The 25,637-nt window shown below is 37.6% G+C and carries 22 protein-coding genes and 2 pseudogenes; 16 read left to right on the forward strand and 8 right to left on the reverse strand.

The window, feature by feature from the left end:
* The first annotated feature begins 655 nt into the window (after positions 1-655).
* The 5 genes from SIO70_RS30350 to SIO70_RS30370 all read left to right on the forward strand — a co-directional run bounded on the left by SIO70_RS30350 (position 656) and on the right by SIO70_RS30370 (position 9,981).
* Entirely contained in the window at positions 656-5,104 is a 4,449-nt protein-coding gene (locus tag SIO70_RS30350) for a DUF6443 domain-containing protein (protein WP_320577239.1), read from the forward strand.
* 11 nt (positions 5,105-5,115) lie between these two features.
* Positions 5,116-5,490 carry a hypothetical protein gene (locus tag SIO70_RS30355; RefSeq protein WP_320577241.1) on the forward strand — a complete coding sequence of 125 codons (375 nt, stop codon included), beginning with the start codon at positions 5,116-5,118 and terminating at the stop codon, positions 5,488-5,490.
* A 286-nt stretch (positions 5,491-5,776) separates the two neighbouring features.
* Positions 5,777-9,355, forward strand: a complete 3,579-nt coding sequence (locus tag SIO70_RS30360; protein ID WP_320577243.1) for a hypothetical protein — start codon at positions 5,777-5,779, stop codon at positions 9,353-9,355.
* Between the two features lie 174 nt (positions 9,356-9,529).
* On the forward strand, positions 9,530-9,760 hold the full coding sequence (locus SIO70_RS30365; protein ID WP_320577244.1) for a hypothetical protein: 231 nt from the start codon (positions 9,530-9,532) through the stop codon (positions 9,758-9,760).
* 44 nt (positions 9,761-9,804) lie between these two features.
* Positions 9,805-9,981, forward strand: coding sequence for a hypothetical protein (locus SIO70_RS30370; protein ID WP_320577246.1), 177 nt, complete (start codon positions 9,805-9,807; stop codon positions 9,979-9,981).
* Positions 9,982-10,852: 871 nt separating this feature from the next.
* On the opposite strand, the gene SIO70_RS30375 is transcribed toward SIO70_RS30370, so the two are convergent.
* Together SIO70_RS30375 and SIO70_RS30380 are read right to left on the reverse strand one after the other, a co-directional pair.
* Positions 10,853-12,181 (reverse strand): DUF2911 domain-containing protein, encoded by a 1,329-nt coding sequence (locus tag SIO70_RS30375; protein ID WP_320577248.1) that lies wholly within the window; start codon positions 12,179-12,181, stop codon positions 10,853-10,855.
* 272 nt (positions 12,182-12,453) lie between these two features.
* Complete coding sequence (locus SIO70_RS30380; protein WP_320577250.1) at positions 12,454-13,386, reverse strand: IS4 family transposase; 933 nt, start codon at positions 13,384-13,386, stop codon at positions 12,454-12,456.
* A 115-nt stretch (positions 13,387-13,501) separates the two neighbouring features.
* Between SIO70_RS30380 and SIO70_RS30385 the strand changes: the two genes are divergently transcribed.
* On the forward strand, positions 13,502-13,696 hold the full coding sequence (locus tag SIO70_RS30385) for a hypothetical protein (RefSeq protein ID WP_320577252.1): 195 nt from the start codon (positions 13,502-13,504) through the stop codon (positions 13,694-13,696).
* 42 nt (positions 13,697-13,738) lie between these two features.
* Here SIO70_RS30385 and SIO70_RS33605 read toward each other — a convergent pair.
* Positions 13,739-13,801 (reverse strand): annotated as a pseudogene (locus SIO70_RS33605) (hypothetical protein); the annotation flags it as partial.
* A gap of 181 nt (positions 13,802-13,982) precedes the next feature.
* Here SIO70_RS33605 and SIO70_RS30390 point away from each other — a divergent pair.
* The 9 genes and pseudogenes from SIO70_RS30390 (at position 13,983) to SIO70_RS30420 (ending at position 19,525) form a co-directional block, all read left to right on the forward strand.
* Positions 13,983-14,075, forward strand: a complete 93-nt coding sequence (locus tag SIO70_RS30390) for a T9SS type A sorting domain-containing protein (RefSeq protein ID WP_320577254.1) — start codon at positions 13,983-13,985, stop codon at positions 14,073-14,075.
* A gap of 507 nt (positions 14,076-14,582) precedes the next feature.
* Positions 14,583-15,569 (forward strand): GTP-binding protein, encoded by a 987-nt coding sequence (locus tag SIO70_RS30395; RefSeq protein ID WP_320577255.1) that lies wholly within the window; start codon positions 14,583-14,585, stop codon positions 15,567-15,569.
* Positions 15,570-15,578: 9 nt separating this feature from the next.
* On the forward strand, positions 15,579-16,184 hold the full coding sequence (locus tag SIO70_RS30400) for an ABC transporter ATP-binding protein (RefSeq protein ID WP_320577257.1): 606 nt from the start codon (positions 15,579-15,581) through the stop codon (positions 16,182-16,184).
* A complete protein-coding gene (locus tag SIO70_RS30405) occupies positions 16,181-17,374 on the forward strand; it encodes an ABC transporter permease (RefSeq protein ID WP_320577258.1) in 1,194 nt (397 codons plus the stop codon). The genes SIO70_RS30400 and SIO70_RS30405 overlap by 4 nt, the downstream gene beginning before the upstream one ends.
* The gene (locus tag SIO70_RS30410; RefSeq protein ID WP_320577260.1) at positions 17,367-17,822 is read left to right on the forward strand and encodes a hypothetical protein; all 456 of its coding nucleotides are present in this window, start codon (positions 17,367-17,369) and stop codon (positions 17,820-17,822) included. Before SIO70_RS30405 ends, SIO70_RS30410 begins: the two co-directional genes overlap by 8 nt.
* A 4-nt stretch (positions 17,823-17,826) precedes the next feature.
* Positions 17,827-18,660 (forward strand): prolipoprotein diacylglyceryl transferase, encoded by an 834-nt coding sequence (gene lgt, locus SIO70_RS30415; protein WP_320577262.1) that lies wholly within the window; start codon positions 17,827-17,829, stop codon positions 18,658-18,660.
* 163 nt (positions 18,661-18,823) lie between these two features.
* Positions 18,824-19,027: a GTP-binding protein gene (locus SIO70_RS33610; protein ID WP_414017888.1), complete on the forward strand. Its 204-nt coding sequence runs from the start codon at positions 18,824-18,826 to the stop codon at positions 19,025-19,027.
* A pseudogene (locus tag SIO70_RS33615) lies at positions 18,958-19,218 on the forward strand (GTP-binding protein). Before SIO70_RS33610 ends, SIO70_RS33615 begins: the two are co-directional and overlap by 70 nt.
* A 79-nt stretch (positions 19,219-19,297) precedes the next feature.
* Entirely contained in the window at positions 19,298-19,525 is a 228-nt protein-coding gene (locus SIO70_RS30420; protein ID WP_320577265.1) for a hypothetical protein, read from the forward strand.
* A 208-nt stretch (positions 19,526-19,733) separates the two neighbouring features.
* Here the strand turns inward: SIO70_RS30420 and SIO70_RS30425 are convergent, their stop codons facing one another.
* Positions 19,734-21,146, reverse strand: coding sequence for an alkaline phosphatase (locus SIO70_RS30425; protein ID WP_320577267.1), 1,413 nt, complete (start codon positions 21,144-21,146; stop codon positions 19,734-19,736).
* Positions 21,147-21,150: 4 nt separating this feature from the next.
* The gene (locus SIO70_RS30430) at positions 21,151-21,549 is read right to left on the reverse strand and encodes a MerC domain-containing protein (protein WP_320577269.1); all 399 of its coding nucleotides are present in this window, start codon (positions 21,547-21,549) and stop codon (positions 21,151-21,153) included.
* A 180-nt stretch (positions 21,550-21,729) separates the two neighbouring features.
* Between SIO70_RS30430 and SIO70_RS30435 the strand changes: the two genes are divergently transcribed.
* On the forward strand, positions 21,730-22,395 hold the full coding sequence (locus SIO70_RS30435; RefSeq protein ID WP_320577271.1) for an IS30 family transposase: 666 nt from the start codon (positions 21,730-21,732) through the stop codon (positions 22,393-22,395).
* A gap of 138 nt (positions 22,396-22,533) precedes the next feature.
* Here SIO70_RS30435 and SIO70_RS30440 read toward each other — a convergent pair whose 3' ends face one another.
* From SIO70_RS30440 to SIO70_RS30450, 3 genes are all read right to left on the reverse strand, one after another.
* A complete protein-coding gene (locus SIO70_RS30440; protein ID WP_320577272.1) occupies positions 22,534-23,439 on the reverse strand; it encodes a hypothetical protein in 906 nt (301 codons plus the stop codon).
* Positions 23,440-24,071: 632 nt separating this feature from the next.
* Positions 24,072-24,425 carry a nuclear transport factor 2 family protein gene (locus SIO70_RS30445; protein WP_320577274.1) on the reverse strand — a complete coding sequence of 118 codons (354 nt, stop codon included), beginning with the start codon at positions 24,423-24,425 and terminating at the stop codon, positions 24,072-24,074.
* Between the two features lie 97 nt (positions 24,426-24,522).
* A complete protein-coding gene (locus SIO70_RS30450; protein WP_320577276.1) occupies positions 24,523-25,344 on the reverse strand; it encodes an AraC family transcriptional regulator in 822 nt (273 codons plus the stop codon).
* Between the last annotated feature and the right edge of the window lie 293 nt (positions 25,345-25,637).

The raw sequence follows: 25,637 nt of genomic DNA on the forward strand, positions 1-25,637 counted from the left end.
TCACCTGTCGGGTAATTTCGAGGCGTTTCATCTATAAATCCCCGCCTCACGGACTTTGCACAGCGCAATCGAATGTTGTCCCCTCCAGCCCCTAAAGAAACCTGACGTTTCGAAAAATTTAAAGGCCATCAAGTCGAAAGATTTGATGGCCTTTATAATATTGGGGTACAACTGCAAAAACCTTTCAATTAACTTTATTTATTAATTCCAATCTGTATGCTATTTTTTTTAATGATTGGACACTATTTTTTTGAAATTATCTTATTAATTCGGTTTAGCTTTTCTTACTTTTGTTAAGTTAGCATTTAAACGTTGCCGAATGGTTATAAACCTATACCTTAGGACCCCTGAGAAGTTTATACATAAAATTTGCAACGAGGCTCTAGCCAGGCTGTATGCGACCCATTAAAATGCATTGTTCAGGTAACTTCGAGGCGAATTAACATAGTAACCTTTCCACAAGACAAGTTATATGAGTATTAAGTTCTATTATCTATTACGGCATTTATTAACAGATAAGGAGGAATTGTTCTGTCAAAACTGTTTACAGACATGCCTGATATATTATCATTGCCATAAACGGGGATTATAGTGTCTATTCATAGACAACTTTTATTGGAACCCCATTTAACTGAATTTCAAAATTAATTGTAGCATGAAACTCCTCTATACCCTACTATCCTTTACTGTCATTATATCACCTTTTTATGTGAAAGCACAGAATAATTACCCTAATGGTTCCTCGCTTCCAACTGCTACGCCGGTTAGTAAACCTGGCGCCACCACGGACGCAAACCAACCTAATTATGTTACCACCTGGGAACCCAATATGCCTATTAGCGATACGGCGAATGTTGTTAATAAGGACCGGACAATCAGAGAAGTAAGACAATCTACTACCTATTATGACGGTTTAGGACGTGTAAAACAGGCAGTCACCAAGGGAGCCTCTTTTGGAGGAAGGGACATGGTGTTACCATATGTATACGATGCTTATGGGCGTGAACAATATATATACATGCCCTATGCCCAAACAACCGATAATACCAATGATGGTAAATTTAAAACGAATCCGTTTTCTGCACAGGAAACCTTCTATAAAAACGCTACTCTAAATCCAGGAATGGCAGGTGAAAGCATTTTTTACAGGACAGTAGAATATGAAGCATCACCGTTGAACAGAGTAGTGAAAAATTACGCTGCCGGCAATAGCTGGAATACTCATGCAACTGAAAACAAGCATATGATTAATTCTGTGGCAGACTCTGTACGAATATGGAATATGGATACTGGTATTCCAATAAGCCCGGGGGTCTATGCTGCCGGTCAATTATTTAAAGAAGTATTCATAGATGAACAGCAAAACCAGATAGTTGTATTCAGGGATAAAGAAAGTAATGTAGTGCTAAAGAAAGTACAGCAATCTACTAATTATACTGCCCATGTGGGCTGGTTATGTACTTATTATGTATATAATGACAATAGTCAGGTAGGCTTTGTGATCCCTCCTGTAGCGACCAATTATGCAATGATTAATAACTGGAGTAAGGTAAGCGATGTGGCTAAAGAATTGTGCTATCGTTATGTATATGACTATCGTAATCGATTGGTAGTCGAAGAAATACCGGGGCATGGAGAGGTATATAAAGTATATGATCTTCGTGACCGGCTTGTTTTTACACAGGATGCTGAGCAACGAGCAAAGTCACCTATGGAATGGTATACAGTATTTTACGATAATACGAATCGTACTGTTATGACCGCCATTTATAAAAGTAATACTACGAGGGAAGCTTTGCAAACAGCTATGAATTCCGCTACGGCTACTTCGTCTATTTCTTACCAGGCCCCTGTGGAAAAAGAGCTGACTTTATATGCTGATGATGGCAGCACAAACTATAATGCAACCGATAATATTTATTTTATGCCTGGCTTTGAATCCATTACAAATGCATCGTTTGAAGCTACAATAGTCACACCTACTTCTGGAATTTCTACCAGTATGACAACTACCTATTCGTTGCCTGGCATCAATATTTCTTCAATAACGCCATTAATTTATATGTATTATGATAATTATAATTATCCAGGTGTATATAAATTGAAGACTGATGATTTTGCAAAGTTGATTGTAGAAGACAGCCTTTATCCTGAGCCGTTTTCAGGAAACTATAGTACGCTCTCAAATGACCTTCCCACAGGAATGAAAGTTCGTGTGCTTGGTACTGATCAATGGATCATGACGACTACTTATTATAATGACAAAAGTAGGCCTATACAAGTAATCAGCAGCAACAGCGTAGGGGGAAAAGATATAACGACCTTTTTATACAGCTTTGGTGGCAATATCCTGGCAAACTACATGAGGCACCAGGCCCCTAAAAACATTATTCCTGAAATTAGGTTGTTAACCACTCTGACATATGATCATCGGGATAGATTAATCAGTGTGACAAAGAAGCTAAATGATGACTCAAGGTTTGAACGGACCATTGCAACTTATACGTATGATGAGCTGAACCGGGTGAGTAAGAAACGGTTGGGTATTTCAAATGGTGGTACACCAATAGACTCAATGATACTGACGTACAATGTACGTGGTTGGTTAAATAGTATCAATAAAGATTATGTAGGAACGGATGGTAGCCTGAAAAATTGGTTTGGGGAAGAACTGAGTTATGACTATGGATTTACCTCTAATTACTATAATGGTTCTATAGCCGGTAAAAAATGGAAGACCCGCTCAGATGGTATTCCGCGTTCTTATGGTTATTCTTATGATAAAACAAACCGTTTAACGGCGGCAGATTTTTCACAGCAGGATGTAGCTGGGGCAGCCTGGGGTAATGTTAAGATGGATTTCTCTGTAAATAACCTGGCGTACGATGCTAATGGAGGCATACAAAGGATGGTACAGCAGGGGATGAATGGTCTTTCCAAAGAGACAATGGATAATCTGACTTATCAATATGCTAATCATTCTAACAAGTTAGCGGCGGTTACAGACGGAAATACAAAGACTACTACTACATTAGGCGATTTCATCAATGGTACGAACACAGGAGATGATTACACCTATAACCTGAATGGTAATTTGAATTCAGATGAGAACAGAAATATATCTTCTATTACCTATAATTATCTGAATCTACCCGATGTTATAACTGTAAGAGGAAAAGGAACTATTACCTATCAGTATGATGCTTTGGGGAATAAAATCCGTAAGATAGTAGTTAATAATGGTAGTGGAACGACGGTAAAAACAGTAACAGATTATTCCGGAGGGTTCACTTATCAGAATGATAGTCTCCGTACCATCGGACAAGAGGAAGGCAGGATACGTCCATTGTATATTACCGGAAAGCCTGTTAGCTACGCTTTTGATTACTTTGAGAAAGACCATCTAGGGAATATCCGAATGGTATTGACCGATCAGCCAGATTCCAGTGCATATGCAGCTACGATGGAAACAGAGAATAATACAATAGAAAGTGCTACTTTCAGTAATATCGAAACTACCCGGGTAGAAACACCAGCAGGGTATAATCAGGCAGGTTCAACAACTATTAACAAATATGTAGCTAAAACAAATAATAGTGGCAATAAAATAGGTCCTTCCATTGTATTGCGGGTAATGGCAGGGGATACTATTCAGATCGGTGCAGATGCTTTTTATAAATCTTCTGCGTCAGTTGGAAATACGAATAATTCTCCTGTATCCTCAATAGTAACAGGATTTTTGCAGGCACTTAAAGGAAGTAGTGCTACAAATGGGGAACATAGTCTGACAGCAGCAGATAATTCCGTAATCACTAGCAGTCTGAACAACAATGATTATAGTCAATTGATAAATAGTGATAATGGGGATACTGATTCTAATCGCCCGAAAGCTTATTTGAATTATGTCCTTTTTGATGATCAGTTTAATATGGTTAATCAGAATAGTGGTTTGAAGCGGATAGCAGTTAACCCGGATGCGGTACAGCATTTGGGAGTTGATAAAATGGTGATCCAGAGAACAGGGTTCTTGTATATATATACAGATAATGAAACTACAGAAAATGTTTATTTTGATAATGTGCAGGTATTGTTACTGAATGGGCCAGCATTGGAGGAAACGCATTATTATCCTTACGGTTTGACAATGGAGGCGATTTCTTATAATGCGTTGAAAGGGATGAATTATGAGGAGAATAAGTATAAATTTAATGGTATTGAATTAAACCAGGATCTAGGACTGAATCAGTATGATGCGTTTTACAGGAACTATGATCCACAGATTGGAAGGTGGATGGAGATAGATCCGAAGCCTAATGAAAGTTCCAGTCTATATTCAGGTATGGGGAATAATCCGGTATTATTGAGTGATTTGTTGGGGGATACTGCTATAGTAGGAACGATGACATTACCTGTTGTGGTGGTCAATGGGCGATCTTATCGTAAGGATGACCTTATCCAGGCGTTGGTTGACCAATGGTCCAGAATATCAGGACTTGATTTGAGTGTTATAAATAATAGTATCCAAAATAATGGTATAAAAACTAACAAAGGTATAAGTATGGAGGCACGTGCGAATATATTAAAGGCACTTGGTGAAGGTAAAATATATATCGATTTTCGTGGCGGAGGATCAAAAACATTACCACATTGGGCATTTAATATTGTAGATCCACAAACAGATTATATAATAATCGACCCGAATCAGATTGAAAAATTTGTAATGGGTACTTCATCAGATCTGGATCCGATGACATTTGGCATAGGTATGGCTGTATTGCATGAAATGGAGCATACATTTTTATTTAATAATCTTACCCACAATGGATACACTGTGTTCTATTTAGGGAATATTGATCGGTCTGATGAAAGAATGAATAGAATAAGAGTTGAACTAGGTGCAAATTGGGGCCAACGATTATCTTATAAATTAGAAACTTTTGGTCGTAACAGTTACTTACCGATGTCTAAAAGCGCTTTACAACTGTTGCAAACAGCAGCAAAATATAAGGAAATAAGAAGAAAGGCCATTACTCCTTTTGGGGCATTTAATGCAGAGAGTAAGATAGTATTGCCCACTAAAGGTGTAATAATTTACAGAAACTAAAAAAAAATAATATGGTGAAATATTTAGTAATAATGGCATTATTTAATTTTTTTCAGCGTGGTATTGAAGGAGTTTATACTAAGTCAATACAAGAAGCTTCTATCGCTGAGGCAGCGAATAAAAGGTGGGAATTGACAATAAAACATGATTCGAGCTTTAATTATACTATTCATGAAAGATTCTCATCATCCAACCTGGATTCTACCTATCTCACCACTGGAAAATGGACTTTAGTTCATGATACGCTGATACTAAAAACGTACACTTTCCCCTACCTCTATGAGTTTGTTGTGAAAGGTGATAAACTGATACCAATTGCTGATAAGCCGGTAATAAGAGGAAGTCTTATCATCAAGCTGGATTATCTGTTAAGAGATCCATCGTAAATTATTATTCAATGAGGTTGTATCAAAAGTAAAAATTCCGGGATTTTATTCGGATAGCTGATAGAGAGTTTTCTTTAAGATATTCTAAATGTCATTAAATTACTTTTGATACGGCCTTTATTGAATATTTGAAATCTTTTGCAATTAACCTTTTCAAGTAATCAGATCCCTTCGAATGTTATTTTTAATAGTTAGACCTACCCATCCCTATGTTATGAATAGAATTAGTAGCTTTTTTATTCTTGCTGTTATTTGCATGCTCCCATTATTAACGAGCGCCCAGACAATGAAGACAACCGTTGATGCTAAGACTCCCGAAGTGTCCGCGTTTAACCGATTTATTGAAACCCCTGTATCCTACTTTACAGGTGTTCCTGCAATCAGCATTCCGTTATATGAAATCACGATAAATGGTATCGCTGTGCCCATCTCATTAGATTATCATGCTGGTGGTATACGTGTAGATCAGGATGCAACCTGGGTAGGACTAGGATGGAGTCTTAACTACGGAGGACAAATATCCAGAACAGTAAGAGGCGGAATTGCTGATGAGAAATGCTTTTTCTTGGATACAACTATCAAACGTTATCTGGCCCTGCCCAATGCAGCAGCAGATCAATACTTGTCTCAAAGGGGTATGTTTATGTGGTATGCGAAGCATCCGGCACTTAACCAGAATGATTTGATGCCTGACGAATTTTATTACAACTTTCTTGGATTTTCCGGAAGATACATGTACGATCAAAACAACAAAAAGTTCGTGCTCTTCCCAAAAGAAGATCTTACAGTTAAATACCAGCTTAAAAACACAAATAATATTGATTGTTGGACTTTGCAGCTACCAGATGGCACAAAAGGCACCTTTAAAAGAGGTACAGAAAGCTCTATTGGCGGCCCCAATTCCTATTCAGATAATAGCTGGCTGCCAACCAGGATAGAAAATCAGTATAATGATAGTATCACCTTCTCTTACGATACACTCCCAGCTTATACAATTGATAAAGTATTAAATGAAAGTTTTACTAAATACAGAAGTATAAGTTCTCCTGGATATGTGATCAGTTTAGCCACATGTTACTATCATGAAAATATCCTAAAGCAAATAAAATTTAAGGACGGTAAGATTGATTTTTATACCACTACCAGGCTAGATATGCCCAATAAAGCATTAAGTAAAATAGTAGTATCAGACAATCAGGGTAAAGTAGTAAAATCAATCGTTTTTAATTATAGTTACTTCATTGCAGATGCATACAAGTCAGTAAACTATACCTGGCCTGTAGCTACTTCAGATTATGCCAATAAGCGTTTGAAACTTGATTCACTGGATATTTATGGTAGTGATATTTCAAAGGTCAATACTTATAAGTTCGACTATTATACTTATAGTCAAATGCCATCTAAGTTTTCTGCCGCGCAGGATCATTGGGGATTTTTTAATGCTTATTCAAATGCTACAACTATCCCTAATATTTCTCCTGATTACATTGTAGGAGGAGACCGAAGGGTAAAAGGAGATACCAGTAAGGTTTTTTCACTGAAAAGCATCACCTTCCCGGAAGGAGGCAAAACTGAATATATTTATGAAGGAAACAATATAGCTAAGGGATATGGGCAAAACAATATCCCATGGGAACTTGAGTCTACATATCAGGATGATAATTTCACAGAGAAAAGTATGTCAATCAGCGTATCTGGTTACGATAGAAACTATTTCACACCCGCTCCCGATTCTACAACTGCTATAGCAGGAGAACGGTATTATAAGAAATATTTCACAGTGCCGGAAGGTAGCTTTTTCACATTGGATTGGAGCTTTATTTCTTCTACGAACATCGGTCAGACTACAATTGATAAAAGCCTTAATATCAGCTGTAATTCGGCTAATGTAAATTTTGATCTGTATCTGCTCAATAATGATGGCAGCATTTCGAGAAGAATAACCAGTCATACGGCTGTTGACTGTAGTTCAGGAACAAGAACACCTTCCACTAACCAATTTGTGAAAATATCTGCGGGTAAATATCTTATGCAGGTGCAGATATTGTCAAATATGAGTGGTACTGCTCTGAATCAGCCACACAGTACATTTTTTCAGATCAAATGGAGAGAGCCGGATGTCAATGGCCATAAGTTAAATATCGGAGGTGTCAGGGCGAAACAGATTAACACCTATGATATGGACGGAAGTTTAGCATTACAGAAGAAGTATGATTATACTGATCCTAATACGAAAGTTACTTCCGGACAGGTATTATCCATGCCACAGTACATGAAGTATATGTATAAGCAGGAATCCTCTGGTAATGGGGGCTATGGTTTGCAATTCCTGGCTACATCCAGTTTGCCGCTGGAATCTACTTCCGGCTCTTATGCAGGTTATAAATACGTGACAGAGAAAGCAGTCGGTAAGGCTGGTGATACTCTGATAACAAGATATAGTTTTGATTTTAGTCCATCTCTTTTTAGTGAATTTTACAACGGTACAGATTTGTGGCAATATGAACAGAAGGAATGGTCAAGAGGTAAATTATTGACAAAAGAATACTTGAAGGGAAGTGCTACTATCGCAAAAGAAGAATATACCTATAACTCCTATTCCCCTCATTTGAATGGAAATAGTTATGAAGATACAGTCAGAGAAATTAATACCGATTTTATCAGCTTATGGAAAGTGACTTATCAGGTAACACCGAGTGAAACAGAAGATTTCTATGATCCACTTGTAAACCCTGGAGGGGTATATCCTGGATTTCATTATGGAGAGGATGATTACAAAACATATACGATATCTGGTAACCCTATTGAATATTATCAGGTACAACTGCCAATATTTTATCGCCTTACCGGATTTGATAAAATCCAATCTAAAAAAATAACTACATACGATGATAGCGGTAATAGTATCGTTCAAACAGAGAATTATTTCTATGATAAAACACCTGGTCATTACCAATTAACACGTATGGAAACAACAGACAGTAAAAATAATGTACTGAAAACTGTACTTAAATATCCTTTGGATAAAGCATCCCTTTCAGGAACTACTACCAATTCCTCCAGGGCGATTGACAGTCTGGTAAAAAGAGAAATTAAAAATACTGTGCTGGAAACTGATAAGTTTAAAGCAGGCACATTAGTGGAACGTGTCCGAAATGATTATAAGGTATGGCCTACCGGTAATACTATCCTACAAGAATACAGTCAATTTCAGAAAGGAACGGCAACAATGACTACACAGTGGCAGGCATTTAATTATGATAGCTCAGGTAATCTGTTGGAACAGGCTAATTATAATGACGCTCATACTGTATATATCTGGAATTACAATCGTACAAGTCCGATCGCTATTATACATAATGCAACTATTGCTGATGTCGCTTATTGCGGGTTTGAGGATGCCGGAGCTGGCAACTGGGCTGTGCCATCTACAGGTATCAGCGTTACTGGAGGAATTACAGGAAATAAGTCCTGGACCATTAGTGGCAATATTACAAAAGCAGGACTAGCAGCTTCTCAGGCATATATCGTTTCTTATTGGAGTAAAACAGGTTCTGCTACAGTGAATGGATCAATAGCTACTTCAACTGTCAGCAAAAGAGGGTGGAATTACTTTGAGCATAAAGTGTCAGGTGTTACATCTGTGACCCTTACTGGAAGTGTAACCATCGACGAATTGAGGCTTTATCCTGCTGATGCGAAGATGACTACTAATACCTATAACCCACTGGTGGGGATGACTAGTCAGTGTGATCCTGCGAGTCATATTTTTTACTATGAGTATGATGGAATAGGCCGGTTGAAAGTAGTGAGAGATATGGATGGTAATGTGATGAAAGTACATGATTACCATTATAAAAATTAGGGTTTTATTAATAAATGAATGCCTGTCTTTACGTTCAACAAAAGCTTCCAATTAAAAAATAATAAATAAGATAGCCGTCACAACAACACATAAATTATTTTATAGAATTACCCATTTACGGGGTGTTAAGTAAATATACAGCGTAGTGTCGGATTAGCTTTATAAAAAAAAGCTATGTTTAAAGGAGTAACACCAGATAGTTTTCATAAACAGTTCCCAAACGAAGAGGCCTGTTTGCAATACCTGGCCGGAATGAAGTGGCAGAAGGGGTATAAGTGCAAAAAGTCTGGCGGCAAACTGTGGTGGAAAGGGAAAAGTTGGCTTGACAGACGTTGTCAGGATTGTAATTATAATGAGTATCCAACAGCAGGCACCTCGTTCCACAAAGTAAAATTAGTCTGCTAATAGCTTTCCAGATTTGTTTCCGTTTGAGTGTTAGTAAAAAGGGAATGTCAGGTTGCGAACTAAGCAGAGAATATGGCATCCGACAAACAAGTGCCTGGTATTTTAAGCGCAAAGTGCAGCAGGGGATGCAGAGTAGTGAACAGTTCCCATTAGCAGGTCGCGTAGTGGTGGATGAATTTGTGATTGGCGGCAAGGAACAAGGGAATGTGATCAGTAATTAACAATGGTTCTTCGCCAAATTTGATGCACTTAATTAATTGAAAAAACTTGACTCATAAATAATATCTGTATCTTAACTAATTGATAATTATATGATTTTATAGTGCCCCCTTCTAGTATTTTAGTTTTAAAAGACGCAGTGTTATTTTACGGAGAACGTGAAATAAAGATATACCGTTCGGAAATTCAAGATAAAACCATACGTCTATTTGCAAAAAAGACAGGAGCCCACTCAAAGTGCCCAAGTTGTATGAAAAGCAGTGGCCGCGTACGCTCTTCATACGTAAGAACACTAATGGATTAACAACTAAGTCTTCTCATATATCCATAAGAACAAAGAATTGATACATTAATATCAAGATACCTAAGCAATGTAAATTACCGATACTTATGATATAAGAAATACCAAGTAGTTGGTATTTCTTAGAAGATAATTAAATTATACTTCAAAATAAGGAGGATAACATAATACTCTAAGTAGTTGTTTGATTTTCTATATTCTTTAGTGATTTTGCCTCATAGCGCAAAGTCTACCCTTATTCCCGATCCAGACAACATCTACCAACCTCGAACTTTTTTTTAGCATACAATATTCACCCAATTTGGCCTAAATAACTCCCAAATCCATCCAATCCTGCATAATCTGGTTCGAGGTTCCGATACCTGGGGCCGCTAAGTTTGATTGAAACCCCGCGCTACGCGCGGGGTTTCTTTTTTAGTCGAGTGGATAGTCGAGTTCCGGCAGGCTCAAAACTATTTCTTCAAATCTATTTCTTACGCCTTTTTACGAAGATTGACAGATTTTTTATTTCTAGAGTTAATTATTTGGTTCGAAATCCACTACTCATCATGTCTGCCCTCGTCTGTTTCTGATCAATGATTTATTTTATTTTTTTGACGTTTAAAAAACTCAATTCGTTTCTTATACTCCGTTTCACTTTGTTGCTTTGTCCTAGAGTCCCAATTTGTTCTCTTTTGATCTATTGAAATAGCCAAAGTAGCACAGTCAATCGCTTCTTCATATTTCTTTTGCATTTCCAGGATGTCAACTTTTTGTCTGTAGTACCAAGATTCCTCTTTCATTGCAATTGCCTTGTCAATGAGTAGCACCGCTCGATCTAAATCCTTATTTAAGTAGTAATAATACTCTGCAGCCGCTGCGTATTCGTCTGAATTTCGTGACTTATCTGTTAATAGATATTGTTGAATAAAACCATTGGCTAGTTTGTCTGATTCTGTTTTTACCTGGAATGAAATCTGGGTATTCTCCCATGAAAGGTAGACAATAGCATTGTTGGGTACTATGTCGATGTCTATGGTTAGTGATTCGTAGTATCGATCTGTCGAGTGCGCCTTTACTTTGAGTCGAATTATATCCTTTGTCGCGTCATACGAAGTTAGTCCGTAAAGAGTCGTGTCCTTATTCAATATCAAAGTCCATTCGCTGGTTCCCGGAATAGTAAAGATTGAATAAGTCCCTTTGCTTATGCTTTTATTGCCGATAACAACAGCCTCACTGAATCCAATCTTTGTACAATTTCCTGCACCAGTTCTCCACAATTTGTCGTACTTGACCAATTCGCCAAATACTTTGCGCCCTCGAGCTGCTGGTCTCTCGTAGTCTACTGAAATGTTCGTTAGCCCAATCTTTTGCTCAATTCTTCCTTTCGGACTTAGACTGGGAAAGATAGTTTGCGAAAAAGAAACAAATGTCAGAGTTAGAAAAAATATAACTAAAAGTGCCCTCATTTTTAGTCTTTTTCGATACCTCAATATCGGACAGTACCTTGCCCGTAACATCTTATTTCTGCAATCAAGACTCCATTTGCCTGAACCTGCAAAAAAGAATGCCGCAAATAATAATAGTAATAAGAACGACAATATCTCTTCTCCTGGAAGCTTTGCGTTTCCCATTATAAAAGTTATGAATGACATGTTTATAACCAAAAGAATAGATATAGTTCGAGTAAATAGTCCAGGAATCAGAGAAATTCCCCCCAATAATTCTGTTGTTTTCCCAACATAGGCCATGAACAAGGGTAGAGGAAATTGGATATCTTTTAACCATGCCGTATTCCCCTCCATGTACTTTTTGCTAAAAACTTCCAGTCCATATTCCATTATAATAATAACGGTAATCGCCCTGAGAATAACAAGCCATTTATCAAGGTAGAGGCTGGAAGAAAATAGTTTTCTGATCATAAGTTAATTTTAAATTTTTTGATCAAGCAAACCTAATCTACCTGATTTCAAAACCCAGAAACTAACTGTAAAAAAGTGTAAATTGGAATGTAAAATCTTTGTAAACATGCATTCACGGATGTTTTTACTCGTTGCAATCATCGTTGTCCTTGCTACGATTTTAGCTTTTATTAATATACCTTGTAAACGCATGAATTACAGATAGATCTTCCGTAAACCGGTTCGAACTTCGTCCCCCGTAGCCCGCGAAAAAGCAAAACCCGCTCTAAGAGCTACCGTCTGGACACATCTCTAAAAAGAATCCAGCCTTGCATGACTGCAGTAAATTTCTGCAGCCCCATCCAAAAGGTAGTGATGCCGGGCTTACGTTCAGATAGATAGCCTTTCCAGCCACCCAATCTGGCTATAGCCCATATATACCTTCTCAGATCGGAAGATGTATATGGGTTTTTTAGTTTATCCGTTTTGCCTTCTAACTGTTCGATCTGCTGTTCCAGACATTCTATTTCTTCAGCAGAAAAGCAACTCTGAGGACAGGATTCTTCAGGTATTGAGTATGCTATCTGCATAATGAAAAGTTTGATGATGGTTTCGAGCATCATTAAACATAACTTTCTTATGGCTTTGGGTTGCGATAATTCACTCGCTTCAATATTAAACCCTTCTTTCTTCAAAATTCGAAATACTTCTTCGATGACCCACCGGCAGGTATACCATTCTATGCAAAGCAATGCTGTTTGTAAATCCTCTACTTTTTTTGTAGTCAGTAACCTCCAATGAATGGGGTTCTTTATATCATCTCCCACTTCTTTAGCTTCTATAGCGTATAAGGTGATATTTCTCGGAAGATTTCTATCGATGTATTGATTGCCTCTGATTGTTACTGTTGAAAAACGAACCTCTATTGTTGCTGTTCTTTTGGTTGTACTTCTTCTTTTATCGCCTTCTACTTTGACCTCATAAGAACCTTGCAAAGGCTGGCTGCCAAGGTATTCAAAAAGCTTTTGTTTTTCCTGGACTATCCGATTGGTTTTTGCCCTTATAAGCAAGTGGGTCTTAGAATCAGGAACAAGTGCAAATTGTTCATAAATATCACCTTCTCTGTCCTGGATGATAATAATCTCGCTTGCAGACTGTAGAATATTTTTACTTTTCAGGGAACTCTCTATCCATCTATAAGATTCCTTACCCTCTATGGGAAGCATCTTTTTGATGGCTCACATCTTTTTTAGCTTGTTCATGTGATCTGTTCCAAATCTTTATTGTGGAAAACCCATAAGGCATAAAACTTTCCGCATCTATAACAAATCCTGGATGTATATGAAACCCAAGACCATTAGTCGCAGCATTTGTCGTACCGATATAATCGTCCTTTTTTATCCTATTCTTGTGATTGTAAAGATTTACATCACTGGTGTCCTGAATGCACAACACTGGCCTGTTTCCAACACAACTAACACAATTGGAGGACATGTTTCTGATGATGTCATCTTCACTGACATGGTCATTTTGTAGAAAACGGTAAATGGCTTTGGCTTCTGAATCATTGCTAGCTAACCGTCTAATCGAATGTACACTATTAGCAAACAAGCGATTAAGAATGGAGTTACCTCTATTCATTAATCGCTTGTCTTTTATCTCGTAAAAATGCCTGCTTTGCACCTTTTTATTTCAAAAATAGAAATAAATTGTGTCCAGACGGTAGCTCTAAGAGCGGGTTTTGTAGTTTTATCCAACTTTCTCTTTTTGCCCCAAAGAATTAGAATTCAAACTAGCAAAGGATTCTGTTGGTTCGAAATCAATGTTTGATCTTTCTGTTTATCCGGCAGGGATGTATTGGGTGCAGGTACAGGATGCAGGACATCCTTATGTGTTCAAAGTGATCAAGCAATGATAATAAGGAGCTGTAATAATAATTCATAACGGCTGGCGATGGCCAGCCGTTCCTTTTTTTGATAGACTTCTTTTTAGGATTAGCTGAAAAATGAAATTGGTTTTAATGGGTCGAAATGCCTCTTTTTTCTATCAAACAAAATCCCCTCTGGAAATATCAGTTTTTGCAGTAAATCTTTCACCCCTATTTCGCTAGAATCCGAGGTTCCGATACCTGGGGCCGCAAGCTTTAAAGCCTTCAAGTCGAAAGATTTGGAGGCTTTTCGTATAACTCCTACACTATAGAACTTAGACCTATAATGAATCTTCGCCTCCTACGCTTTACCCGGAAAATAACAAATCTACTTTTAGTATTGGACCAGGAATAAAAGTGCATGAGAGCGTTCTCCGGTCAAAAAACCGAAGACGCCCTTATTACTTATAATTTTCTGTGCTGTGAAAACAATTATGAGAATATTCTATAGTTAATCTACTATATTTGCAACAATGATGCAATAATACAAAACTCATGAATACAATCAATCCAAAACCTGTAACAATCATTACAGGGTTTTTAGGCGCAGGTAAAACCACTTTTCTAAATGCTATACTATCCGGGAGCAAGACAGGAAAATACGCCATTATTGAAAATGAATTTGGTAAAGAATCTATTGATGGCGAACTGGTGTTAGAGGTCGCCGACAGTATTTTTGAAATGAGCAGCGGGTGCCTATGTTGCAGTCTGAATGAAGATCTGGTAGAACTCCTCATCTCTCTTTCCAAAAAGGCAGTAAATTTTAAGGAACTGATTATTGAAACAACGGGAATCGCTGATCCGGCATCAATAGGTGTACCCTTTTTGGTAGACCCGTTGGTTACCCGGTATTATGAATTGCAACGTGTTGTTTGCGTCGTTGATGCACAAAATATTGCTTACGAACTGGCATCAACAGAGGAAGCCAGAAAACAAATCAGCTTCAGTGATATATTATTGATCTCCAAAACGGACATAGTCAACCCCAATGAACTTGAAAACATAAAAAGTCTACTATACAATATTAATCCGTTTGCCATTGTTTTGTTTGTTACTGACGGCAAATACCCTATTGATTCAATAATGAATTTTAAAAGAAACGTTGAGCAGGTTACTGCTAATGAAGATCCTTCACTTAGCAAACATAAGGAACATCATCACCATGGTTTATCATCTCTTACTTTTTTATTTGATGACCCATTTGATCTACCAAAACTACATCATACTCTAATGATATTTCTGGCTGTTCAGGCGAAAGATGTTTATAGAGTAAAAGGAATCTTAAATGCTCAAGATGAAGATCAGAAAGTCATTGTTCAGTCGGTAGCGCAGTATCTGTCCCTATCACATGGCAAACATTGGGAAGATGATGAAATAAAAAGAAGCCGGATCGTATTTATTGGTAAGGATCTGCAGTCTAAAGGTTTCGAAAAACTACTCAGACAATGTCTTTATAAAGCTGAATTGGATAAAAACGTATAAATAATCAATATGCTAGCTGTCAGGAACTTAACTTATACATACGATAATGCTGTCACCCTACGCTATCCTGATTTTTCATGTGCGAGAGAAGAAACCCTGCTTATAACAGGACGCAGTGGTTGTGGTAAAACTACACTACTACATATACTGGGAGGTCTAATAAATAATTATAAAGGAGAAGTATGTATTGATGATTTGCTTATCAGCGGGCAAAGCACTCAATTACAAAACAGGAAAATGGGTATTATATTTCAGCATAGCCATTTTATAAAAGGACTAACCGTTCGTGACAACATTCTTGTTGCTGTAAAACGGGATAAGTACAAATTTCTGCCTGTATTTTCCGAAGATCTTGGCATTGCACATTTGCTAAATAAATTCCCTTCGCAATTAAGCCAGGGAGAAAAGCAACGCGTTGGTATTGCAAGAGCATTGATAGGCCATCCAATGGTTCTATTAGCAGATGAACCGACCAGTAGTCTTGATGATGAAAATACGGACGCTGTTTTAAGCCTGCTGAGGGAACAAGCTACTATATATCATAGTGCGCTAATCATTGTATCCCATGATGACCGGATTAAAAAAGCACTAAATAGCCATATTGAATTGACATGATTATAAAACTCATTTTCGCCAACCTAAGATACAAATGGTTATCAACATTATTGAGTTGGATATTATTACTCTTCGGAGTAGCTATCATCTCACTGCTATGGACGCTGCAACAGCAATTAGAGCATAAATTTGACAATGAACTGAAGAATATTGATCTGGTCGTAGGTGCAAAGGGAAGCCCCCTTCAACTTGTACTCTCAGCTGTATATCATGTAGATGCGCCCACCGGAAATATTAACGAGATAGAGGCGGCCCGACTCACTCATAATCCAATGATCGAATGGAGTATTCCACTGGCTTACGGCGATAACTATAAAGGATATAGCATTGTTGGCACAACACTCAAGTATATTATTAATGAGAATGGCCGTTTGGCAAATGGAAGAATTTTTCAGGAGCCGATGGAAGCAGTCATTGGAAGCAATGTCAAAGCTTCTGAGGGTCTAGAGATTGGTAGTACGTTTTTAGGGACACATGGGCAAGACGAACATGGGCACCAACATAAGGGACTTCCTTATAAGGTTGTTGGTATTCTTAAACCAGCAGGAACAATGGCAGATAATCTTATACTAACAGATATTGCTACAGTCAGACTTATCCATGAACACCATGATATAGATGACAAAGATGAGGATGAGGGAAAACAGGTTGAAACCGAAATTACGGCTCTTTTAATCAAGTTTCGTAGTCCAATGGGCATGATGACTTTTCCACGTACAATAAACCAAACAACCAATATGCAGGCGGCCGTTCCAACGCTGGAAATCAACAGGCTGATGGGATTAATAGGAATAGGTATTGATACTTTGCAGTACGTCGCGCTGGCTATTATGATGATGGCAGGACTAAGTGTATTTATTTCCCTGCTGAACAGACTCAAAGAAAGAAAGTATGAGCTTGCATTACTTCGCTCACTAGGCTATTCACGCCTTCAGCTTTTTCTGATTGTGATATCTGAAGCCATGCTACTGTCATTCGCTGGCTTTTTAAGTGGTGTTGCTGTCAGCAGATTAGGGTTAATACTGCTAAACTATCAATCCAACACTAATTTTAAATTCTACATCTCAGTTATTTCGAAAGGAGAAATCATATTACTTGGCATTACCCTATTGATCGGTCTGGTAGCGTCCTTGATTCCTGCATTAACTATTTACTGGCTTAATATTTCAAAAATCCTTTCCGATGAATAAGTTTAAACTATTTGTATGTTATGTAATTTCTTCTTCAATTTTTCTTATTACAGCAGGCCAGCAAAAAGCAATAAATGTAAACTGGGATCTGTTGCAGAATATTCAGTTCAAGGAACGCTTCGTTAAGGAGATCGGCGGTTATATGCTATTTCCAACCTTCCCTGTAAATATTAAAAAATTAAATGGAACGGAGGTCATCATCGAAGGATATGTAGTCCCCTTTGATATTAAAGGTGAGAAGATCGCATTATCTGCGAATTCCTACGCAGCTTGTTATTTCTGTGGAAAGGCTGGTCCTGCCTCCGTTATGACTATTAATCTCAAAGTTTCAAACAAAAAATACAGAACAGACCAATACCGCACCTTTAAGGGAAAACTCAGACTCAATGAAAATGACATTAATGAATTCTATTACATTATGGATGATGCAGTACAAATAAAAAATTGAATTTATGACATATATAAAATGGAATATAGATCCGGTTTTTTTTGAGATTGGAGGCCATTCTTTACGTTATTACTCCCTTTTTTTTGCACTGGGCTTTATATTAAGCTTTCAGACACTTCGGCAGATATTTATAAGCCAAGGTATACCCGAAAAATTGCTGGAACAACTAAGCATTTATATAATAGCTGGGACACTCATAGGTGCAAGGCTGGGCCATTGTTTATTTTATGAAGCCCAATATTATCTGGTTCACCCACTTGAGATAGTACTTCCGTTCAGATGGACAAGTGGCAGATTCACAATAACCGGCTTTCAGGGACTTGCCAGTCATGGAGGTGCCATAGGAATTTTTACTGGGCTCTTATTATATGCGCGTAAATACAAGTTACCCTTTTTGTGGCTGCTGGATAAATTATGTATAGTTATTCCCTTATGCGGTGCCTGCATACGCATAGGCAACTTTTTTAACTCAGAGATCATAGGCAAAACGTCATCGGTGCAATGGGCAATTATATTTGAGAGGGTAGACCAGATGCCACGCCATCCGGCTCAACTATACGAAGCCATCTGCTATCTTGGTTTATTTCTAATATTTAGGTTTCTATTACTGAATTTTCACACTCAGCGAAGGCCAGGGCGGTTGTCCGGTTATTTTATCATTAGCCTTTTTACCATTCGCTTCCTGATGGAATTTCTTAAAGCGAACCAGGAAACTTTTGAGGATCATCTGCCCTTAAATATGGGGCAACTCTTAAGCATTCCGTTCATAATGTGGGGTGTTTATCTCGTGATTAGAACCGGGCGTTTAAAAAATAGCAGCAGCAGTTTCATCTCATAATCAATTTACGAATTAATTATTCATCAAATTTTTACCCTTCGACTAGCAGCCCCTGTTTGGCATAATAACACACTTAACTGAAGATAAGTATAGGTATGTTAAACCCAAACATTCAACTATTTTTCAACACTGTTTCATGTGAAAATTTAAAATAAATCTGCAAATGAAAGACGTTACTACAATCAAACGATTACCCGTTACTGTATTAAGTGTTTTTCCAGGAAGCGGTAAGACAACGTTATTAAGTAATATCCTGCACAACAGAGATTCCCTTCCAATATCATTCGTTCAAAAGGCATTTTCCGGGTATCCGATAAGCCTCATAAAGCACAAAAATTATCACAGGCCGGAGGATCTTCCAGATTAGAGCTCGCCGGTATATGGTAGAGTAGCATGTCTTATGCTGACCGAATAAGTTATGGTGCATTTATAGAAAATATAGACCTTATTGAGTCCAGATGGGACAAAGACTTTGGAGACCGGGAAAATGAGCTTGTGTTTATAGGCCAGGATTTGAATAAAATAAATTGCAGGCAGCACTGGAATCATGTCTACTAAATTATATAGGAATTGAACTACTTAAAAAATAAGAAGCCAATCCTGATCAGGTTAAAATCCTTTCATCAAAATAATAGCTATGAATATGCAACAAATAATCCCAACCAATTTTGTGGAATGGAAATTCTGTATCACACAACAATGTCAAATACAGTTGACTTCGCATTTCATAAATAGTCGTATTTCAGAACTGGAAAATTTAAACAGCAAATCAACTACTGATTTTATTGCCTTGTATGGGGACAAGCACTGGCAAAATGTGTTGACATGGTTTAAAAAAGCGCTGAGTGAACAAATGCAGATTTAATCTTAATTGCGGTGAAACAGGAAAAGCAATTTAAAGCTCAAACAATTATAAAAAATGGTTTGCATTATAAAGTAACGGGGTGTTTAAATTTAGAGCGGTTTCTCATCATCAATAACCGGAACGTCTTGTTCCGGTTATTGATTGTCGTTTATTGCCAGTTAATTGATTGATACTGCAAAAATCTTAAGCAATAAGAAACCGTTGATACTCATCCCGCTAACCCCGCAGCATGGAGCATGAGCTGGTGTAAATCAGTATTCCTTACAAAAGGCTTCAGTGACTTACTGCCAGGTCCAAACATAGCTAATTCCACATAGTCTGCAGAATGATCCATTGCCCCCCACCCTATGGAAGTATGGGCACTTTGTAATCCAGCCAGTTGTTTAAATGGAAGCTTACGTGGATTATAAAGACCCGGAGCATCAATATCTTTGAAATGCGTCAAAAGATCTGCTGCATCTTCTTTTGAAAGCACAATGCCCTGCGCTCCCTCAATACGTTCTATTAATCGGGCAGGTGTAAACGAATTAGTGACACCTGAAAGTATCCATTCATTAGTATATTTAAAATGTTGCAACTTATCAAAATTCTCGTTAGCTGCATCACCATAAAATAATCCCGGATTTGAATTACCATGATCCGTTGTTATAATAACCAGTGTATCGTTGTTCTTTTCAGCAAACGCTATTGCAATACCAATTGCATCATCAAATGCCAACTGATCATAGATGAGTGCTCCTGCATCGTTGGCATGGGCAGCCCAGTCAACCTTTCCTCCTTCTACCTGTAATATAAATCCATTGCGATTCTTATCTAAATGATGAATAGCCTGTTTGGTCATTTCGGCAAGTGTTGGCACTGATGACTGCAACTCTTTATCCTGCTCAAGATCCAGGGAAAATGGTAATCCATTTTCAGTAAAAACACCGAGTACTGGCGTACCTGTTGGTTCTTTTAGATTTATCATTTCCGTACGGTTGCGCAATACTTTATAACCATTCGATCTGAAGTCACTTAATACATCTCTACCGTCTTTGCGCTTTTCAGCGGAGAAAAATTCCAGACCACCTCCCATCATAATGTCAAACTTCAGTGGAAGATATTGCAAGGCTATCTCTGCCTGATCACCACGACTGCTATTGCTAATACAAAACCCAGCTGGTGTTGCGTGCGTGATCGGAACCGTAGTAACACAGCCAACTGCTTTTCCCGCAGCTTTAAACTTGTTCAGAATCGTCTGATGATGTATACCATTCTCACTCACGTTTAAGACACCATTTTTCACCCTCACTCCTCCCCCCCAGGCAGAACTAGCGGCAGATGAATCGGTGATTAAGGAACTAGCAGAGGCTGTATCCATCAAGGCTCTTACCACTTTCTGTTGCTCATACAATTTTATCCAGTTACATTGACGACCAAACTTACGCATCGAAAGCAGACTAGCCATGTTTAGCGTACCAATACTCATCCCATCACTAACCATAAAAATGATATTCTTTGCCTGCTTGCCATAGGAATACGCCAGCGGACCTTCATTTCCTGAACGCTGTAAGCTACCTGGCAGAAAAACCCCGCCTAAAAAGCTTAACGATGAATTTTTAAAGAATTCTCTTCTTTTCATGAACCTATTTTATGTTGATGGAGTAATTATTGCAGGCATTACAAGAGCGCCAGTTCCCAACATGTGCCCCGATAATAGAAATGCTTCCAATTAGTTTAAAGATTATTTCAAGCGGTGCTGAGGATACCATGTTACCAGCAATCATCAAACACAATCCTGCTGAAAAAAACAATACAAGAGACAAACGGTGATGATGCTTTTTATATCCTTTATAAATAGCCCATCCGCCAACACTCATTGATACTATTATGGTAAGTATTTCCAAATAGATATTCTCAATCACCTCAATACCAAATAAAGTGAACGTAGTAGTTATCAGCGGCAATAAAACGCAGTGTACAGCACAGGCAAATGACGCTCCTATGCCAATGGCATCTAACTTAATACGATAAACCGTTTTCATAATTATACTCTTAAAAGCTCTAATAAACCCTTCATTCTCAAAGAAGTTTTGCTATGATAGCAATGCAAAGTTACAACATTTTACTTATTTGCAACCAAGTTGCATATTAATAATTATCTTTAATAAACAATTGTATCATGTGTAAACTCACCTGTTGCGTTTATCATTTGAACTTACATAATGAAAAGCATAAACTTATTTTCATTTGATCTGAAAGCACAAGCCCGCAAAAAGATGATGATAGAAAAATTTAGTCCTGAGTTAATCTCAGCTCAGTGGCGCAAGGACGGGACTCCGGGTGTAAGTCATGAGACAATTTATAAATGGGTATGGCAGTGTAAATTTGGCAACCGAAGAGATGATATACAGGACAAACGACTTTATTTGCATCTGAAGCATGCCCGTAGGAGACGTAAGCGGGGCAATTATAAAGATAATAGAGGATTAATATCCCACCGCGTTTCTATTGAAAAGCGGCCTAAAATAGTAAATAAACGGAAGCGGTTGGGTGATATGGAGGTCGATTTAATTATTGGTAAAAATCATCAGTCAGGCCTTCTGGTAACCCTTGACAGGGCAAGCTTGATAACGACTATTGATAAAATAAACTCTAAAAAGCCAAAAAATATAAAAAGACTCTTGATGAAAAGACTGTCAGGTAATAAATTCATAAAGACTATTACATTTGACAATGACCAGGCATTAAGCCTTCATCACGAAATCGCAGCTGAACTTGGAGTAAAGACTTATTTTACCAGACCCTATACTTCTCAGGACAAGGGTAGTATTGAAAACAGAAATGGCGTCATAAGGCGATTTTACCCAAAAAAAGACGGACTTCTGTGAGGTTTCTGTAAAAGATGTAAAAGCCGTAGAGAAAATGATTAACAACAGACCTGTTAGAAAGTTTGATTACAAAACTCCTAATGAGGTATATTTACTAAAATCACGTGTTGCACTTATTGATTGAACACAGCTTATGCCTTAAGTCAGTCTTTTCCTGTGCCCGGAAAGCATGCCATATACATGATTAACGTACAAGGAAAACCTGGTCAAAAAACCTCCTGCGAAAATCTCTTTGTCGGTAGTGCCCCAGTCTCGTTTTACTGGGGTATATTTCCCTTCCTGGAGGTTTACAAAACCATACCTGTTCTTTGTCATTTCGTAGACTTTTCCGTCATTCGTCAAAAAAACATTATCCCCAAAATCAGGTATCAAGGCATGCTGTCTGCCGGAAAAAAGTTCGAGAACAAGAAGTTTACCCACAGAAAGCGACAGCACTGCAAAGTCTTGATGGATGAGAACCTCCCCGTAGATGCGGCACGGTTCATCAGACAAGAAGGGATTGATCTTGGCGGTTCCATAGTTCGAAACGTCTACCGTCCACAGCTTTTCGCCGGTTACACCGGAATATCCGATTAAGGTATGTGGCCTGTCTTCCTTCAACGATGCTACCAGGTATTTTTCAGCACACTTTACAAAAGCATTGGGAAAGTCCGGAATGGTCCAATGAATCTCGTCATGTTCGAGACTGCGTTTCACAAGATTGAACGTTGAACCGTCAGCAACTTCCATTATAAAAGATTCAGCATCGCTGTAGTGATATGCGCCCTTATGAATTGCATGGAGGCTGGCATCGGCCACTCGATAGATATGAAGGCTTCCTGAGAAATTCAGAAAAATATAGCCGTGGCTAACATACCACGAAGTAAAAAATGTATTTTCCGGGAGGGCAATGTGGATTTTCCAAGACGTTATCTCAAACCTGGAAACATCCATACAAAAGATCGTCAGACCTCCCGTCTCATGCTGAATATAATAAATAATATTCTGACTTTCATCTGTATAGAAACCATTGATTCCGGAAATCGACTTGGCGTGTTTTATCATTGACCGGTAACTTTAAAATAATTATAAAAAAGTGCCTACCATTATATTTCCACTATTGTAAGCTTCTTTTAACAGAAAACGATTTTTGCAAGCTGTATTTTTAACTACTTAAAAAATGTGCGGCTATTACCGGATAGCGAAAATACGATTCGGGTTAAGTTTAAATCCTTCACCGAACTTATTATTTTTAATAAATCTTTATTTGGAATTGCCTTTTTGTTCGAACTCGATCCCCATCACCGATGCATATGTCTTTTTCACGATAATGTTTGACTCTTTGTCAGATACTTATTATAAAAAAATACAACCTCATTGAGATCCTCTCCAAACCGGTTCGAAAGTTGTAACCTACAGCCCGCAAGAATCCGAAATGGGACTAATTAAGTCAATTATTGCTTAATTAGCCCATTATTTTTTATCTATCACAAAAGAAGCATTGACGCCAAACTCCTTCAAACTTAAATGAATTTCATTTCCGATTTAACAGAAAAAATCATTAAGACAGTTTAATGCATAAAATTTTATCCAGGATGATTGCTGTTACACCTTCATTTTTAACATTACGAGTACTAAATGAGTAATTCTATTTTTTATTAAATAAATAGTCGTATTGAGTTTTTTCAGAACAAATTTTAAAAGAAAAATTGTTCCGAAATTATTTTTCCATCTTTGACCTCGTACACAGCCACTTCATCAAATTTCTGCCTGCCTACTCCTTTTAAGGAAACATCCATTCCCATTGTACAAGCAAAGAAGTTGCCAGCGACAATAGGGGTATTTGTATAAGATCCGTGCATTTCTTCAATCAAATCATGAAACTGTTTGCCTTTTGCAATAATATTATCGAGCCCCTGTACACTTTGAAAAGGTGCATGAGCAGGCTCAATACTTTTCGCATCACTACTAAACAATTCCAGGAGAATTTCCTCGAAAAGACCGGCCTGTGCCAGCTCATTAAAACGATCTGCTACCTGTTGTGTTTCCATTCAATTTTTTTTAGATGCATTTAAATAAAATAATATTTTGATTATGCAACAAAAATAAAACGACATGTCGGGTAATAATTGTAAAAATGGGAAATAGCTATTTTTTATAGAAGATTTTTCCGAAATCATTTTTCATTTGTGCATAGTTACGGGGGGAATAACCGGTATATTTTTTAAATTCCTTTATAAATTGAGCCTGATCGTAATACATCTCGTAAATATCTTCCTGATAAAATTTTTTGTCATCGGTATTGGCCCAGCGTGTATAAAATTCCTGAAACCGAATAAGGCCAGCATAGGTTTTTGGCGAAATACCCAGGTGATCTTTAAAAAGCATATCGAGATATCGCCTTGAGTATCCCATTCTTTTAACAAGTTGATTTATGGTCAATAATCCTGAAGTGTTTTTGATTAACTGAACGGAATGATCGATCAACAGATTATTCCTGTCTATCATTCTTATTATCCGTATAAGAAAATTTTGAAGTACTTCAATTTTATCGTCAAGTTTGCCGGTATTAGCCAGTCTTTCTAACAGCTCCCTGCCTGCCGCGCCGTAGATATCTGTAAAACTGTAAATTTTATTCACGATTTCAGCTGCTGATAATTGCGTAAAACGATGCAACCCGTTTGCTGTAAGTTCAATACCGACAGTACCAGTTATGCTGTTTTTCGAAACAAGCGTAACAGGTTTGTTCCAAATACCAATAAAAAAAATATCCTGTTCTTTGTGGTCAGTTTGAATACCACAATCTATGGTAGATAATCCATTTAAATAGGTGTATATGAACTTAGCTTTCCCATTTGGGGCAATTACCCTGCTATCTTCTGTGGGTAAACCAACATCATTCTCAAATACCCAAAAGTTGTCAATAAATTTCGTAAGTTCAGGTTTTGGAGTTATTTGCCTAAGTATCATTCTGTGTTATTTTTAGCTAATAAAGATACCCGCCACTGTAGTATGCTAACAATTTATAAAATTCCTTTAAATAAGTAAACATTATGTGGTTTACAGAATGTAATATTTCTTTTATTAACAATTGTAAATCAGTGATAAATTTCACTAATCCGTTGGTAGATTTTAGATCTTTGCACAGCGCAATCGAAATACTTCCTGTGCATTTTCCCAGTTTGGTGGAAATAAGATTCCGCTACTTACTATACCGAGAATAAAACTTATTAAACGTCTCCTGCCTTATTTCTTTTAATACA

Source organism: Chitinophaga sancti (assembly GCF_034087045.1).
GTDB lineage: Bacteria > Bacteroidota > Bacteroidia > Chitinophagales > Chitinophagaceae > Chitinophaga > Chitinophaga sancti_B.

Excerpts from the sequence above, each read along its gene's own strand:
- SIO70_RS30350 (WP_320577239.1), top strand. The coding sequence starts at position 656 with ATGAAACTCCTCTATACCCTACTATCCTTTACTGTCATTATATCACCT.
- SIO70_RS30355 (WP_320577241.1), top strand. The coding sequence starts at position 5,116 with ATGGTGAAATATTTAGTAATAATGGCATTATTTAATTTTTTTCAGCGT.
- SIO70_RS30360 (WP_320577243.1), top strand. The coding sequence starts at position 5,777 with ATGAAGACAACCGTTGATGCTAAGACTCCCGAAGTGTCCGCGTTTAAC.
- SIO70_RS30365 (WP_320577244.1), top strand. The coding sequence starts at position 9,530 with ATGTTTAAAGGAGTAACACCAGATAGTTTTCATAAACAGTTCCCAAAC.
- SIO70_RS30370 (WP_320577246.1), top strand. The coding sequence starts at position 9,805 with ATGTCAGGTTGCGAACTAAGCAGAGAATATGGCATCCGACAAACAAGT.
- SIO70_RS30375 (WP_320577248.1), bottom strand. The coding sequence starts at position 12,181 with ATGATCAGAAAACTATTTTCTTCCAGCCTCTACCTTGATAAATGGCTT.
- SIO70_RS30380 (WP_320577250.1), bottom strand. The coding sequence starts at position 13,386 with ATGCTTCCCATAGAGGGTAAGGAATCTTATAGATGGATAGAGAGTTCC.
- SIO70_RS30385 (WP_320577252.1), top strand. The coding sequence starts at position 13,502 with ATGAAACCCAAGACCATTAGTCGCAGCATTTGTCGTACCGATATAATC.
- SIO70_RS30390 (WP_320577254.1), top strand. The coding sequence starts at position 13,983 with ATGTTTGATCTTTCTGTTTATCCGGCAGGGATGTATTGGGTGCAGGTA.
- SIO70_RS30395 (WP_320577255.1), top strand. The coding sequence starts at position 14,583 with ATGAATACAATCAATCCAAAACCTGTAACAATCATTACAGGGTTTTTA.
- SIO70_RS30400 (WP_320577257.1), top strand. The coding sequence starts at position 15,579 with ATGCTAGCTGTCAGGAACTTAACTTATACATACGATAATGCTGTCACC.
- SIO70_RS30405 (WP_320577258.1), top strand. The coding sequence starts at position 16,181 with ATGATTATAAAACTCATTTTCGCCAACCTAAGATACAAATGGTTATCA.
- SIO70_RS30410 (WP_320577260.1), top strand. The coding sequence starts at position 17,367 with ATGAATAAGTTTAAACTATTTGTATGTTATGTAATTTCTTCTTCAATT.
- lgt (WP_320577262.1), top strand. The coding sequence starts at position 17,827 with ATGACATATATAAAATGGAATATAGATCCGGTTTTTTTTGAGATTGGA.
- SIO70_RS33610 (WP_414017888.1), top strand. The coding sequence starts at position 18,824 with ATGAAAGACGTTACTACAATCAAACGATTACCCGTTACTGTATTAAGT.
- SIO70_RS30420 (WP_320577265.1), top strand. The coding sequence starts at position 19,298 with ATGAATATGCAACAAATAATCCCAACCAATTTTGTGGAATGGAAATTC.
- SIO70_RS30425 (WP_320577267.1), bottom strand. The coding sequence starts at position 21,146 with ATGAAAAGAAGAGAATTCTTTAAAAATTCATCGTTAAGCTTTTTAGGC.
- SIO70_RS30430 (WP_320577269.1), bottom strand. The coding sequence starts at position 21,549 with ATGAAAACGGTTTATCGTATTAAGTTAGATGCCATTGGCATAGGAGCG.
- SIO70_RS30435 (WP_320577271.1), top strand. The coding sequence starts at position 21,730 with ATGAAAAGCATAAACTTATTTTCATTTGATCTGAAAGCACAAGCCCGC.
- SIO70_RS30440 (WP_320577272.1), bottom strand. The coding sequence starts at position 23,439 with ATGATAAAACACGCCAAGTCGATTTCCGGAATCAATGGTTTCTATACA.
- SIO70_RS30445 (WP_320577274.1), bottom strand. The coding sequence starts at position 24,425 with ATGGAAACACAACAGGTAGCAGATCGTTTTAATGAGCTGGCACAGGCC.
- SIO70_RS30450 (WP_320577276.1), bottom strand. The coding sequence starts at position 25,344 with ATGATACTTAGGCAAATAACTCCAAAACCTGAACTTACGAAATTTATT.